This is a genomic window from Micromonospora sp. NPDC007208 (assembly GCF_042869175.1).
Taxonomy (GTDB): domain Bacteria; phylum Actinomycetota; class Actinomycetes; order Mycobacteriales; family Micromonosporaceae; genus Micromonospora; species Micromonospora foliorum.
Map to the genome: position 1 here is coordinate 396,223 of NZ_JBIAFG010000003.1, position 12,879 is coordinate 409,101.

Consider the following 12,879-nt stretch of genomic DNA (forward strand, 5'->3'; position numbering starts at 1 on the left):
AAAGGTGGCTCAGCATGACGGAACTGGAGCTGGCGGGGCAGGTTGTGGAGCTGGTTCGGCGTCTTGGCGGGCCGGCCGCGCAGGCCGAGGCCGTGGTGACGCGTGCGGACCTGGCGCTGACCCGGTTCGCCAACTCGGGCATCCATCAGAACGTCTCCGAGTCGACGGTCGGGGTCCGACTGCGGGTGCACGTGGACGGTCGGACGGCCGCCGGTGGCGGCAGCGTGGTCACCGCCGACGGTTTGACCGCCCTGGTGGAGCGCACCCTGACCGCGGCGCGGCTCTGCCCGCCCGACCCGGGCTGGCCGGGGCTGGCCCCACCCATGCCCATGCCGGACGCCCCGCCCGTCGACGAGGCCACCGCGCACGCCGAACCGGATCAGCGGGCCGACCGGGTGGGGGCGTTCGTGGCCGCCGCCGGAGGGCTCAGCACCGCCGGTTACTGCCGCACCGCGCACCGTTCGTCAGCGTTCGCCAACTCGGCCGGGCACTCGGCGTACGGCCGCTCGGTGGAGGCGGCGATGGACGGCATCGCCCGCCGCGACGGCGCGGACGGGGTGGCCCGGCGCAGCGCCGACCGGCTGGCCGACCTCGACGGCGCCGAGTTGGGCGCGCAGGCGGCGGCGAAGGCGCAGGCGGCGGCAGACCCGGTCGAGCTGCCGCCGGGGCACTACGAGGTGGTCTTCGAGCCGGCCGCGGTGGCGGACCTCCTGCAGAACCTGTCCTTCTACGGCTTCAACGGCAAGCGGTACGCCGAGCGGCAGTCGTTCGCCGATCCGGGCGCGGCCCAGTTCGACCGGGCGGTGACCCTGGTGGACGACCCGCTGGGCGGGTCCGGGTTGCCGTTCGACGCGGAGGGCACCGGTCGGCGGGCGTTGACGCTTGTCGAGGCGGGCACCACCCGGGCGGTGGCGCACGACCGCCGGACCGCTGCCGAGGCGGGCGCGGAGTCCACCGGGCACGCGGTGGCCGGCGGTGCCACCTGGGGCCCGATGCCCCGCAACCTGCGGCTGACCGGCGCGGCGGCGGGCCCGGCCAGTCCGGTGGGCCGGAGCACGACCGGCGCGGCGGCCGGAGCGGTCGTCGACGCGGACACCGCCGCGTTGGTGGCCGGCGTACGCCGAGGGCTGCTGGTCACCGACCTCTGGTACACGCGGGTGCTCGACCCGAAGAGCCTCGTCGTCACCGGGTTGACCCGCAACGGCGTCTGGCTGATCGAGGACGGCACGGTCGTCCGGGCGGTCCGTGACCTGCGGTTCACCGAGTCGTACCCGCGGGCGCTCGGGCCGGGGGCGGTGCTCGGGCTGGGTGCGCGGGCGGTGCGCCAACCGGAGCGGGTGGACGGTGCCTGGTGGGCGGCGCCCTCGCTGCGGCTGGCGTCCTGGCACTTCACCGGAGGCGCCTCCGGCTGACGTTCTCGACGACGCGCGACAAACCGGCGCGTCGAGGGCATTTCCGCAGGCCAGACACACGGGACACTCCCTTGCGCGGACGGCTCGCAGAGATCGGCGTAACGTGTGTCACTTAGCTGCGTCGGTCGATCCGGCGTGGTCGTTGGTGTGCGCATGACGTGGCAGCGGGTGCGGGTTCGCCGGTCCGCGTGCCGACCGGAGAGAGACCAGCCCGCCCGTACGGGCCCGTCGAGGAGACGACTCGAATGACTTCAACGGCAACGAGGCCGAGGGGGGCGCGGGCGCGCGCCGCCATCGCGGCGAAGACGTTGCGTACCGACCGATGGTGGTTCGCCCCGCTGATCACCGTGATCGGGCTCAGCGCCTGGGTGGCGTACGCGACGGTCCGGGTCTTCATGCACAAGTGGTACTGGGTGGACCAGTTCCACTACCTGACCCCGTTCTACTCCCCGTGCGTGACCGACAGGTGTGTCGAGGAAGCCTCGCACTTCGGCCGGTTCCTGCCCGGCTGGTGGATCATCCCGGACGCCGCGCTGACCCTGCCGTTCCTGCTGCTGTTCCGGCTCACCTGCTACTACTACCGCAAGGCGTACTACCGGTCGTTCTGGCTGTCGCCGCCGGCCTGCGCGGTCCCGGACGGGCACAAGGAGTACGGCGGTGAGACCCGTTTCCCGCTGCTCGGGCAGAACCTGCACCGCTACTTCTTCTACGCCGCCGCGATCATCTCGCTGATCAACACCTGGGACGCGATCCTCGCCTTCCACTCGCCGAAGGGCTTCGGCTTCGGGCTGGGCAACATCATCCTGCTGCTCAACGTGGTGATGCTGTGGGCGTACACGATCTCCTGCCACTCCTGCCGGCACATCATCGGCGGCCGGCTCAAGCACTTCTCCAAGCACCCGGTGCGGTACAAGGCCTGGACGTTCGTCTCGGCGTTGAACGTCCGGCACATGCAGCTCGCCTGGATCACCCTCGGCACCCTGGCGCTGGCCGACTTCTACATCATGGCGCTCGCGGCCGGCTGGTTCTCCGACCTGCGGTTCATCAACTAAAGGGCCCCTGACATGACCACAACCACTCGCATCGAACGACACCACTACGACGTCGTCGTCATCGGGGCCGGCGGCGCCGGTCTGCGCGCGGCGATCGAGGCCCGGCTGGCCGGCAAGAAGACCGCGATCATCTCCAAGTCGCTGTTCGGCAAGGCGCACACGGTGATGGCCGAGGGCGGCGCGGCCGCCGCGATGGGCAACGTGAACAGCCGGGACAACTGGCAGGTGCACTTCCGCGACACCATGCGCGGCGGGAAGTTCCTCAACAACTTCCGGATGGCCGAGCTGCACGCGAAGGAGTCGCCGCAGCGGATCTGGGAGCTGGAGACGTACGGTGCGCTCTTCGACCGCACCAAGGACGGCAAGATCTCGCAGCGCAACTTCGGCGGCCACGAGTACCCCCGCCTGGCGCACGTGGGCGACCGGACCGGCCTGGAGCTGATCCGCACCCTCCAGCAGAAGATCGTGTCGCTCCAGCAGGAGGACCAGCGGGAGTTCGGCTCGTACGACGCCCGGATCAGGGTGTTCTCCGAGACGACCATCACCGAGCTGCTGCTCGACGGTGACCGGGTGGCCGGCGCGTTCGGCTACTACCGGGAGTCGGGCGAGTTCATCCTCTTCGAGGCGCCGGCGGTCGTGCTGGCCACCGGTGGTGTCGGACGCTCCTACAAGGTCACCTCGAACTCCTGGGAGTACACCGGGGACGGGCACGCGTTGGCGCTGCGCGCCGGGGCGACGCTGATCAACATGGAGTTCCTCCAGTTCCACCCGACCGGCATGGTCTGGCCGCCCTCGGTGAAGGGCATCCTGGTCACCGAGTCGGTGCGTGGTGACGGCGGCGTCCTGAAGAACTCCGAGGGCAAGCGGTTCATGTTCGACTACGTCCCCGACGTCTTCCGAAAGCAGTACGCGGAGACCGAGGAGGAGGCGGACCGCTGGTACACCGACCCGGACAACAACCGGCGTCCGCCGGAGCTGCTGCCCCGCGACGAGGTGGCCCGCGCCATCAACAGCGAGGTCAAGGCCGGCCGGGGCTCCCCCGCCGGTGGGGTCTTCCTGGACATCGCGAGCCGGCGTTCGGCTGACGAGATCCGCCGGCGGCTGCCGTCGATGTACCACCAGTTCAAGGAACTGGCCGACGTCGACATCACGGCCGAGCCGATGGAGGTCGGGCCGACCTGCCACTACGTGATGGGCGGCGTCGAGGTGGACCCGGATTCGGGCGCCGCCTTCGGCCACGTACGCGGGCTGTTCGCCGCCGGTGAGGTCTCCGGCGGCATGCACGGCTCCAACCGACTGGGTGGTAACTCCCTGTCCGACCTGCTGGTCTTCGGCAAGCGGGCGGGCGGGCACGCCGCCAGCTACGCCGACGGGCTGACCGCGCGGCCGAAGGTGGCCGTGCACGAGGTCGAGGCCGCCGTGGAGACCGCCCTCGCGCCGCTGCAACGGGACACCGGCGAGAACCCGTACACCCTTCAGCAGGACCTCCAGGCGGTCATGGGTGACCTGGTGGGCATCATCCGCAGGGAGGGTGAGCTGGCCGACGCGCTGGTCCGGCTCGCCGAGCTGCGCGAGCGGGTGGCCAAGGTGAGCGCCGCCGGCGGCCGACGCTACAACCCGGGCTGGCACCTGGCCCTGGACCTGCGCAACATGCTCGTGGTCTCGGAGTGCACCGCGAAGGCGGCGCTGGAGCGGCAGGAGTCGCGCGGCGGGCACACCCGGGAGGACTACCCGGCGATGGAGCCCAAGTGGCGGCAGGTCAACCTGGTCTGCGCGCTGGATGGTGACACCGTGCAGCTGACCCGCAAGCCGCTGCCGAAGATGCGGCCGGAGCTGATCGGCCTCTTCGACCGGGCCGAGCTGGCCAAGTACCTCACCGACGAGGAGATCGCCGACTTCGACGCCCTCGTTGCCGACGCTGGAGAGGCGGACAACCGATGAGCGCGAAGCGTCAGTTCCGGATCTGGCGGGGCGACGAGACCGGCGGTGACCTCCAGGACTACATGGTGGAGGTGAACGAGGGCGAGGTCGTCCTCGACGTCATCCACCGCCTGCAGGCCACCGACGCGCCCGACCTGGCCTGCCGGTGGAACTGCAAGGCCGGCAAGTGCGGCTCCTGCTCCATGGAGATCAACGGCAAGCCGCGGCTGGGTTGCATGACGCGGATGTCGACCTTCGGCGACGACGAGACCGTCACGGTCACCCCGCTGCGCACCTTCCCGGTCATCCGGGACCTGGTCACCGACGTCTCGTTCAACTACGAGAAGGCACGGGAGACCCCGGCGTTCGCCCCACCGGCGGACGTGGCCCCGGGTGACTACCGGATGCAGCAGGTCGACGTCGAGCGCTCGCAGGAGTTCCGCAAGTGCATCGAGTGCTTCCTGTGCCAGACGGTCTGCCACGTGATCCGCGATCACGAGGAGAACAAGCAGGCGTTCTCCGGCCCGCGGTACTTCATCCGGGCGGCCGAGCTGGACATGCACCCGCTGGACGCCCGGACCGACCGCAAGGAGTACGCGCAGGCCGAGCAGGGCCTCGGCTTCTGCAACATCACCAAGTGCTGCACCGAGGTCTGCCCCGAGCACATCAAGATCACTGACAACGGGATCATCCCCATGAAGGAACGGGTCGTCGACCGCAGGTACGATCCCCTTGTGTGGCTTGGTAGCAAGATCTTCCGTCGGGGCGAGACGCCCCAGACCAGCGTGACCACCGCCCGTCAGGGCTCGGCGACGCCGGGCTCCGCCCGGAGTGGGGTGCACTCGCACGCGGGTGGCTCCCACGATTCGCGGGCTGAGGCGCAGGCGCAGAGCGGCGTCAACTGGCACCGGGAGGTGCCCCACCCGACCGCTCCGGCGGTCGACGACCGGGGCAAGCTGCCGCTGACCGAGCTCACCTTCGACCGGGCCGCCGCGCCGTCGCCGTTCGGCGACGACGTGACCTTCCCGCTGCCTCCGGAGCACCTCAACTTCGCCCACCCGGAGCAGGACAACAAGCACTAACCACCCGAACAACAACGGGGGCCGTGGCTAACAGCCACGGCCCCCGTCCCACTTCCACCCCTGCCCCCGCCCCCACCCGGCCCCCACTCCCCTCGGTGATCATGAAGTTATTGCCACCGCTCGCGGCGTGTCATGGCAATAACTTCATGATCAACGGGGACTGAGGAGGAGGGGGCGGAGGGCGGCCACGATGGGGGCGTCGGCGGGGAGCCAGGTGACCGAGTCCAGCTCGTCCGCGGCGAGCCAACGGAGCGCCTCGTGCTCCAGCGCCTGTGGCTGGTCACCGCCGAGCAGCCGGGCCGCGTACACCTTGAGCACCGAGCGGCCGTGCGCCATCCGCACGTTGCGGCCGACCCGGTCGCCGATCTCGACGCGTACGGCCAACTCCTCGGCGCACTCCCGGATCAACGCGTCGGTCTCGGCCTCCCCCGGCTCGACCTTTCCGCCCGGAAACTCCCACATGCCCGCTACCTCTGGTGGGGCGGAACGCGCACAGGCGAGCACCCGCCCATCCCGGATGATCGCCGCACCGACGATCACCTTCAGGTCCCGTCGTTCGGCCTGCCCGCCACCATTCGCCCGTTCGGTCCGCACGGGCGTCCAGGGTGCCAGATCAATCGGCGGTTTGGGTACCGTAGCCGTCCGCTAGGCCAATAGAACACGGAAGTGTGGGCGTGGACACCCCCTCCGGGCAGCGAGAGACTAGGGGACACCGACAAGACACGGGATGGCGACGATTTGGCCACAAGCCGGCAACGGCGCTTGGGGGGTGCGGTGATGCGCGCGCTGTTCAACAGCAGGGCCAAGCACGACTACCTTTCCGACGCGTTGACCTTGCTATCTGGTTGGACACGCGAGGGCGAGCAGATCCGACGGACGCTCGTGATCGACGATACCCAACACGCCGCTCTAACTGAACGGGTCAAGGTCGTCGCGGATGCGCTGCATCTGCGACCCGAGATCAGCCGCCGGGCCGACAGCACCCAGATCCGGGTCGGGCACGGCAGCGGCGGGCCCCTGACCGAGGGCGAGGTGCTGTTGGCCGCCCGCATCGAGGACGCGTACCGGGCGGTCACCGAGTCCTGAGTGCTCGTTCAATTCTGGTGAAGTCTGAGGTTTTCCTGAAAGGCGCGCGGGTACCAGTTCGTCACGAGGGTTGACAAAGCCCTCAGAACCGATCGGACCTCACAAACCGTGCCTTAGGAGCTGACATGACCACCCCCACGCAGAACCGCGCCAACGACCACGTCGAGCACGGCGGTCAGCACGACGTCCGCCGCGTCAACCGTCGCGGCGACGAGACGAAGCCGTCCTGGAAGACCAGCGAACTGGCGATCTACGTGCTCGCCGTCATCGGTGTGCTGATCGCCTCGAACGCTGTGGGCGACGGTGCCGCGAACGACGGCGGCGACTACTTCGCCGCCGACAAGGCGTGGTGGTTCATCACCCTGCTCACCGTCGGCTACCTGGTGAGCCGGGGTCTGGCCAAGGCCGGCAGCCGCAGCACGGACCACGACCCGCGCAGCGACCACTGACGTACGACCGGAGCCCCGCGCCCGCCCACTGTCAATGGGGAGACGCGGGGCTTCCGCATGTCGCCAGGCGACTCAGGCTCACCGGTCGGCTACGCGTCCTGCGGGTACCAGCGCAGCTCCACCGAGTTGCCGTCCGGGTCCCGCACGTAGATCGAGGTCGCCGAGCCGCGGGCGCCGAACCGGCTGACCGGGCCGGTCAGCACCGTGAAGACGCCCGATTCGATCACCTCCGCCCAGTCCAGCGGTGCCACCACCAGGCAGAAGTGGTCCACGTTCGCGCCCTGCGGCTCACCTCGGACGAGGTCGATGATGCTGTCGGAGCTGATCCGCACCGACGGGAACGGGACGGTACCGGCACGCCACTCGTCGACCCGTACCGGTGCCAGCCCGAGCCGGCCACAGTAGAAGTCCAGGGACCGTTCCACGTCGGCGACGGTCAGCACCAGGTGGTCGAAACCGGTTACCCGCACGGCACTCACGCCTCCTCCAGGTGGGCTGCCGCGATGATCGGCGTCAGCTTCTCGCCGATCTCGCGCAGTGGGCTGGCCAGGCCGGCCAGGTAGTCGTCAACGCTCACGTCGAAGCCTTTCGCTCGGTGTTTCCTGCCCCGTTCACGATCCCCGGACGAGGGACGACGACCAAGACCTGATACCGCTACGATCGTTGCCCACAGGTCAACGATGGGAACGATGTGCTGGAGCGGTACGAGGTCGAGACGTTCCTGACGCTCGCGGAGGAACTGCACTTCGGCCGGACCGCCGAGCGGTTGACCGTCAGCACCGGTCGGGTCAGCCACATCGTGAAGAAGCTGGAGCGCCAGATCGGCGCACCGCTGTTCGCCCGTACCAGTCGGGTCGTCCGGCTCACTCCGATCGGCCGGCAGCTCGCCGAGGAGCTGGCCCCGCTGGTGGCCGGGATGGACGAGGCCGTGCGCCGCGCGATCGACGCCGCCCGCGGCGTGACCGGGACGCTACGGGTGGCGTTCCTCGGCGAGTGGACCGCGCCGGTGCTGCTCCGGGCGGTGGCCCTGTTTGCTGAACGGCACCCCGACTGCCGGGTGGAGGTGCACGAGGCGCAGTTGGCCACCACCCGATCCGGGCTGCTCGACGGCTCGACGGACGTGTTGATCGCCTCGTACCCGTTCGACGGGATGGCCACCGGCCCGGCACTGCTCTCCGAGGGTCGGGTGCTGGCGGTGGCGGCGGGTCACCCGCTCACCCAGGAGCGGTCGGTGTCGTTGGAGGTGCTCGCCGACCACCCGGTGGTGCAGTACCCGACCGTGACCTCGGTGGAGTTCAAGCGGGACCGCACCCCGGAGCGCACCCCGGCCGGCCGGTTGGTGCCGAAGGGCCCCGCCGGGAACACCTTCTCCGAGATGCTGTCCCTGGTCGCGCTGGGCCGGGGTGTCCTGCCGGTGGGCGAGCACACGCGGCGCTACTACCCGCGCCCCGACGTGGCGTACGTGCCCATCCACGACGCGCCACCGATCGAACGAGGGCCGGTCTGGCTGCCCAGCAACACCACCACCCGGCTACGCGAGTTCGTCCGCGCCGCGACCGACGCGAGCCCGCGATGAGACACGCCGAGTTTCGCCGTGGTCCTCGCCGGGTGGGCGCGTTGGCACCGGTTTTCTAGCCTGGAGCACATGGCGAACATCGCGTACGACCGCAAAGAGCAGGTCCAGCAGATTGAGAGCGGCCTCCTCGAAGGCGAGCAGATCATCGCCGTCTACGACGCCGTCGGCACCGGCACCGGGTTCATCGGGCTGACCGACCGCCGCGTGATCATCCAGGACCGCTCCTTCGTCGGGAAGCGGTTCGCGATCACCAGCATCCCGTACTCGAAGATCACGAGCGTGAGCGTGGTCAGCAACAAGTCGTGGGGGGGTTCGTTCTTCTCCACCGGCGCCATCGCCATCCACGTCGGCACGCACACCTACGAGGTGGAGTTCCGTGGCGCGCAGAAGAGCCACCACGTGCACAACGTGATCCTGCACCACATCTCCTGACGGCACGTCCCGTCGTGGGCCCGGCTGGCGTAATTGCCTTGCCGGGCCCGCGGCATCTCTGGTGTCCTCGGTCGACAGCCGCGCGAAGGGAGCAGCCACCATGCCAAACACGACGAGGTCCCCCGAACCCACCGTCATCCGACCTGAGGAATCGAGACTTCGTGAGCAGGAATGTTCCCCTGGCGCTGAACGTCACTGACCCCAACCCCGGAGGCCGCTGATGTCGGTCTTCGACGATCCCGGCCTCTTCGGCCGGCTCTGGGCCGCCGGATACGACGACGGCGGTACCAACCCCGACCCGGCCCCCGCCGTGGACTTCCTGGCCGACCTGGCCGACGGCGGCCCGGTTCTCGAACTGGCGATCGGCACCGGCCGGGTCGCACTTCCGCTGGCCGAGCGCGGCCTCGCCGTACATGGCGTCGAGGCGTCCGAGGAGATGCTCGCGCAACTGCGGGCGAAACCCGGCGGCGAACGGATCCCGGTGGTCGTCGCCGACATGGCGGACGTACCCGTGCAGGGTGAGTTCCGGCTCGCGTACCTGGTCTTCAACACCCTGTTCAACCTGGTGGACGCCGAGCGGCAGGCGGACTGTTTCCGCAACGTCGCCCGGGTGCTGTCGCCCGGCGGCGCGTTCGTCATCGAGACGTTCGTGCCCGACCCGCGCAGCTTCGACTCGGACGAGCAGGTGCAGGTGCGTGACGTCACCGAGGACTCCGCGACGATCCGCCTGCACCGGTACGACCGGCCGGCGCAACGGTTCATCCGGCAGACCATCACGTTCGACGGGGACGGTGTGCACCTGAAGCCGTTCGCCATGCGGTACGCCTGGCCGCACCAGATCGACGAGATGGCGCAGCGGGCCGGTCTCCGGCTCACCGAGCGGTACGCCGACTGGCACCGACGACCGTTCCAGGCCGACAGCCCGTCGCACATCTCCGTCTACCGGGCGGAGTAGCAGCGGTTGGTCGACTCGGGTTCCTTGAACCGGGGGTGTCCGAATGCCCTTGACCCCCCGATTTCAAGGAACCCGAGTCGATCTCCGTCCCTCGGCGGATGCCAAGAGTCAGTGCCCGTCGCCGATCTGGACGTCGTTCGGCGCCGGCCGGCCGCTCCCCGTCTCCACCAGCTCCTTGAGGCTCATCAGGAAGATCGCCCACTTGGTGCTGCACTCGTGCATGAGTTCGGTCGGCTCGCGCCAACCCGCGTGCGTGAAGTCGACGATGGTGTACCGCCCTCGCTGGCCGAGCCGCCAACTGATCTCGGTGCCGATCCACTCCTCCGGGCCACCGACGACCCGCCAGCCCACCGGGCCGGCCGGATCCAGCTCAAGAATCTCCAGGTCGAACCCACCGTCGTTACCGAAGTGGACGGCCAACTGCCCGCCAACCTCGCTCTTGCCGGTCGTGTCGACCGACCACCAGCCGGCGACGCCCTCGGGGGTTGCCACCGCTCGGTAGACGTCGGCGAGCGGAGCGACGACGCCGACCTGGTGCAGAATGTCGACCATTTCAGCCTCCCTGGTTGTTGGTGCGGTGGCGTTCGATCGTTTCGGCGATGCGCTTGATCCGGCGGAGTCGGGCGTCCCAGGTGGAGCCGACCGCCGACAACTGGGCGACCGCGCGGGCGAGTTGCGCCTCATCCACCTGGTAGTGACGCTCGCGACCGGCCGGCTCAGCGTGGATCAGCCCAACCCGGTCGAGGACCGCCAGGTGCTTCGAGACGGCCTGACGGGTGACGGGTAGCCGCCTGCTCAACGAGGTGGCCGTACCCGGCCCGTCAGAGAGAAGAAGGTCGATCATCGTACGCCGAATGGGGTCGCCGATCGCCGACCACAGCTCGTCGTCGACCACCGCGCTCACGGGGTCGCGACCAGCCGCGCAACGTACGCGCCCAGCCGGGGCATGTAGTGGTCCCAACCGTTTTCGTGGTCGCGGTACTGCTCTTCCAGGACGGCGACCTCCCAACCCAGCTCGCGGAACCCGGTCTCGGTCATCCGAATCAGCGTCCCCGCGCCGCTGGGCACCAGGTCGAAGGTGACGAAGAGCGACTGCCCGTTCCGGTCCGGCTCGGTGAAGCACCACCGGAAGGAGAACCGCTTCGGCGGGTCGACCTCGACGACGGCGAGCGCGACGGTCTTCGTCTCGCCGGTGTCGGAGTCGCGCCACACCAGCTCGCCGGGCGCGCCGGCGACCGACTCGAACCGCGCGTCGTCGGGCCACCACTCCCGCATGTGCTCGGGCTGGCTGACCACCTCGAAGACGACCTCCGGGGACGCGTTGACGTGGATGTCGCGTTCGATCGTTCCCTGTTCCATGCCCACAACCTTTCGCAACCTTTGGTTGCACTCAACCTACGACAACCCGCTCCGCTCGCGCAACCTTTCGTTGCATGTCGCGATTCCGTCGTACCCGGGGTGCACGATCGGCGCATGTCTGAGCCAGCGCCGCACCGCCACCACGCCATCGACTACGTCGAGCTCACGGTGACCGACCTCGCCGTGGCCAAGCGCTTCTACGCCGACGCGTTCGATTGGCAGTTCAACGACTACGGGCCCGAGTACGCCGGCATCCGCAGCCCGCACGGCGACGACGCACCCGAGGTCGGCGGTCTCCGGCTGGACAGCGAAGTCCGGGCGGGCGGCCCGCTCGTGCTGCTCTACTCCGCCGACCTGGACCGGTCCGTGCAGGCCGTGAAGGAGGCCGGCGGCCAGGTGGTGAACGGGCCGTACGAGTTTCCCGGTGGCCGGCGGTTCCACTTCACCGACCCCAGCGGCAATGAGCTGGGCGCCTGGGCCGAGCAGTAGGGCTTGGACCCGACCGTTACCGCCGCTGGGCGCGCAGCACGCCGGTCAGCATCGGCAGAGTGAACTCGCCGTGCGCGGTTTCGGATCGGCTCCCGAGGAAGGCGCGGATCCGGCCGAGCGTGGCCTCTCGTTCCTCTTCCGGCATGACCAACATCCCGGCCCGCGTCGCGAGCGTCGCGACGAGCGAGTCGGCGGTACGCCGCTGCCCGTGCGGAAACTCGGCCTGCTTCGGCGACCCGAACCGGACGACCCGACCGGCGCTCGGAGCGAGCATGTCCGCCGTCGCCGCGCGCCAACTGCTCACCGTGTCGCGCGGGCCGATGGCCGCACTCCCGCTGACCCGTTCGAGCCCGGCAACCCAGTCGATCCGGTCGTCCATGATGTTCCAGAGACCGGCCAGGATGCCGCCGGGGGCGAGGACCCGGGCGATCTCCGCCCCGGCGACGGCCATGTCGAACCAGTGCAGGGCGTTGCCGGCCAGCACGGCGTCGACGGAGGCGTCCGGCAACGGGATCGCCTCCGCGCTACCCGGCAGGGCACGGACGGCCGGCAGCGTACGGCGTAGCTCGGCGCGCATCGCCGGGTCGGGCTCGACCGCCACGACGTCCGCGCCCACCGCGACAAGCGCCGCGGACAGCTTGCCGGTGCCGGCGCCCAGGTCGAGCACGCGCAGGCCGGGCGCGGGCTCCAGCGCCCACCGCACCGCGGCCTGCGCGTAGCCCGGGCGGTGCTCGGCGTACGCGGTCGCCGCCGCGCCGAACGACGAACTGAGCGGCTGATCGGCCATGCGGTCAACCTACCGCCGCTAGTGGACACTGACTGCGACCGTGACCGCCGGCTGCAGGGGTTGATCGGAGCGGCAGGTCTGGTTCTGTCCGGGTCGATGGCGCTCGCTGTGATCGCCCGCAGCTACCAGCGGCGACGCGACCGCCGGCGGCAGGCCTGGCAACGGCAGCAGCGGGACCAACGCCGACGACAGTCCTCGGACTAGGTCCAGCCCCAGCAGCACCGACGATGGCCGCGATCCCGGGTGTGGCAGGCGAGCAGAGCCTGGGGCCACCGCACAA

The 12,879-nt window shown here is 69.9% G+C and carries 16 protein-coding genes; 10 read left to right on the top strand and 6 right to left on the bottom strand.

Features of this window, described 5'->3' with window-relative positions; translation table 11 throughout:
• Positions 1–14 precede the first annotated feature (14 nt).
• The 4 genes from ACFYL6_RS08215 to ACFYL6_RS08230 all read left to right on the top strand — a co-directional run bounded on the left by ACFYL6_RS08215 (position 15) and on the right by ACFYL6_RS08230 (position 5,466).
• Positions 15–1,412 (top strand): TldD/PmbA family protein, encoded by a 1,398-nt coding sequence (locus ACFYL6_RS08215; protein ID WP_387169121.1) that lies wholly within the window; start codon positions 15–17, stop codon positions 1,410–1,412.
• 245 nt (positions 1,413–1,657) lie between these two features.
• Positions 1,658–2,464, top strand: a complete 807-nt coding sequence (locus ACFYL6_RS08220) for a hypothetical protein (RefSeq protein ID WP_112583731.1) — start codon at positions 1,658–1,660, stop codon at positions 2,462–2,464.
• 12 nt (positions 2,465–2,476) lie between these two features.
• Entirely contained in the window at positions 2,477–4,405 is a 1,929-nt protein-coding gene (locus ACFYL6_RS08225; protein WP_387169126.1) for a fumarate reductase/succinate dehydrogenase flavoprotein subunit, read from the top strand.
• Positions 4,402–5,466, top strand: a complete 1,065-nt coding sequence (locus tag ACFYL6_RS08230) for a succinate dehydrogenase/fumarate reductase iron-sulfur subunit (protein ID WP_387169129.1) — start codon at positions 4,402–4,404, stop codon at positions 5,464–5,466. The genes ACFYL6_RS08225 and ACFYL6_RS08230 overlap by 4 nt, the downstream gene beginning before the upstream one ends.
• 150 nt (positions 5,467–5,616) lie before the next feature.
• On the opposite strand, the gene ACFYL6_RS08235 is transcribed toward ACFYL6_RS08230, so the two are convergent.
• Entirely contained in the window at positions 5,617–6,060 is a 444-nt protein-coding gene (locus ACFYL6_RS08235; RefSeq protein ID WP_387169131.1) for a (deoxy)nucleoside triphosphate pyrophosphohydrolase, read from the bottom strand.
• A gap of 183 nt (positions 6,061–6,243) precedes the next feature.
• Between ACFYL6_RS08235 and ACFYL6_RS08240 the strand changes: the two genes are divergently transcribed.
• Both ACFYL6_RS08240 and ACFYL6_RS08245 read left to right on the top strand, forming a co-directional pair.
• Entirely contained in the window at positions 6,244–6,552 is a 309-nt protein-coding gene (locus ACFYL6_RS08240) for a 4a-hydroxytetrahydrobiopterin dehydratase (protein WP_387169134.1), read from the top strand.
• Between the two features lie 125 nt (positions 6,553–6,677).
• Positions 6,678–7,001, top strand: a complete 324-nt coding sequence (locus ACFYL6_RS08245; protein ID WP_112583735.1) for a hypothetical protein — start codon at positions 6,678–6,680, stop codon at positions 6,999–7,001.
• Positions 7,002–7,090: 89 nt separating this feature from the next.
• Here ACFYL6_RS08245 and ACFYL6_RS08250 read toward each other — a convergent pair whose 3' ends face one another.
• The gene (locus ACFYL6_RS08250; protein WP_387169137.1) at positions 7,091–7,471 is read right to left on the bottom strand and encodes a VOC family protein; all 381 of its coding nucleotides are present in this window, start codon (positions 7,469–7,471) and stop codon (positions 7,091–7,093) included.
• Between the two features lie 221 nt (positions 7,472–7,692).
• On the opposite strand from ACFYL6_RS08250, the gene ACFYL6_RS08255 reads away from it, so the two are divergent.
• The 3 genes from ACFYL6_RS08255 (at position 7,693) to ACFYL6_RS08265 (ending at position 9,964) form a co-directional block, all read left to right on the top strand.
• On the top strand, positions 7,693–8,577 hold the full coding sequence (locus tag ACFYL6_RS08255) for a LysR family transcriptional regulator (RefSeq protein WP_387169140.1): 885 nt from the start codon (positions 7,693–7,695) through the stop codon (positions 8,575–8,577).
• Between the two features lie 69 nt (positions 8,578–8,646).
• Complete coding sequence (locus ACFYL6_RS08260; RefSeq protein ID WP_030337500.1) at positions 8,647–9,009, top strand: PH domain-containing protein; 363 nt, start codon at positions 8,647–8,649, stop codon at positions 9,007–9,009.
• A 220-nt stretch (positions 9,010–9,229) separates the two neighbouring features.
• Entirely contained in the window at positions 9,230–9,964 is a 735-nt protein-coding gene (locus tag ACFYL6_RS08265) for a class I SAM-dependent methyltransferase (RefSeq protein ID WP_238657475.1), read from the top strand.
• Between the two features lie 108 nt (positions 9,965–10,072).
• Here the strand turns inward: ACFYL6_RS08265 and ACFYL6_RS08270 are convergent, their stop codons facing one another.
• The 3 genes from ACFYL6_RS08270 to ACFYL6_RS08280 are packed head-to-tail and all read right to left on the bottom strand — an operon-like array spanning position 10,073 to position 11,323.
• The gene (locus tag ACFYL6_RS08270) at positions 10,073–10,516 is read right to left on the bottom strand and encodes an SRPBCC domain-containing protein (protein WP_387169144.1); all 444 of its coding nucleotides are present in this window, start codon (positions 10,514–10,516) and stop codon (positions 10,073–10,075) included.
• 1 nt (position 10,517) lies between these two features.
• Positions 10,518–10,868: an ArsR/SmtB family transcription factor gene (locus tag ACFYL6_RS08275; RefSeq protein ID WP_387169147.1), complete on the bottom strand. Its 351-nt coding sequence runs from the start codon at positions 10,866–10,868 to the stop codon at positions 10,518–10,520.
• Positions 10,865–11,323 carry an SRPBCC domain-containing protein gene (locus ACFYL6_RS08280; RefSeq protein ID WP_387169150.1) on the bottom strand — a complete coding sequence of 153 codons (459 nt, stop codon included), beginning with the start codon at positions 11,321–11,323 and terminating at the stop codon, positions 10,865–10,867. The genes ACFYL6_RS08275 and ACFYL6_RS08280 overlap by 4 nt, the downstream gene beginning before the upstream one ends.
• Before the next feature lie 114 nt (positions 11,324–11,437).
• Here ACFYL6_RS08280 and ACFYL6_RS08285 point away from each other — a divergent pair, with 114 nt between their 5' ends.
• A complete protein-coding gene (locus tag ACFYL6_RS08285; RefSeq protein ID WP_387169153.1) occupies positions 11,438–11,812 on the top strand; it encodes a VOC family protein in 375 nt (124 codons plus the stop codon).
• 16 nt (positions 11,813–11,828) lie between these two features.
• Here the strand turns inward: ACFYL6_RS08285 and ACFYL6_RS08290 are convergent, their stop codons facing one another.
• The gene (locus ACFYL6_RS08290; protein ID WP_387169155.1) at positions 11,829–12,599 is read right to left on the bottom strand and encodes a class I SAM-dependent methyltransferase; all 771 of its coding nucleotides are present in this window, start codon (positions 12,597–12,599) and stop codon (positions 11,829–11,831) included.
• Positions 12,600–12,879: the final 280 nt, after the last annotated feature.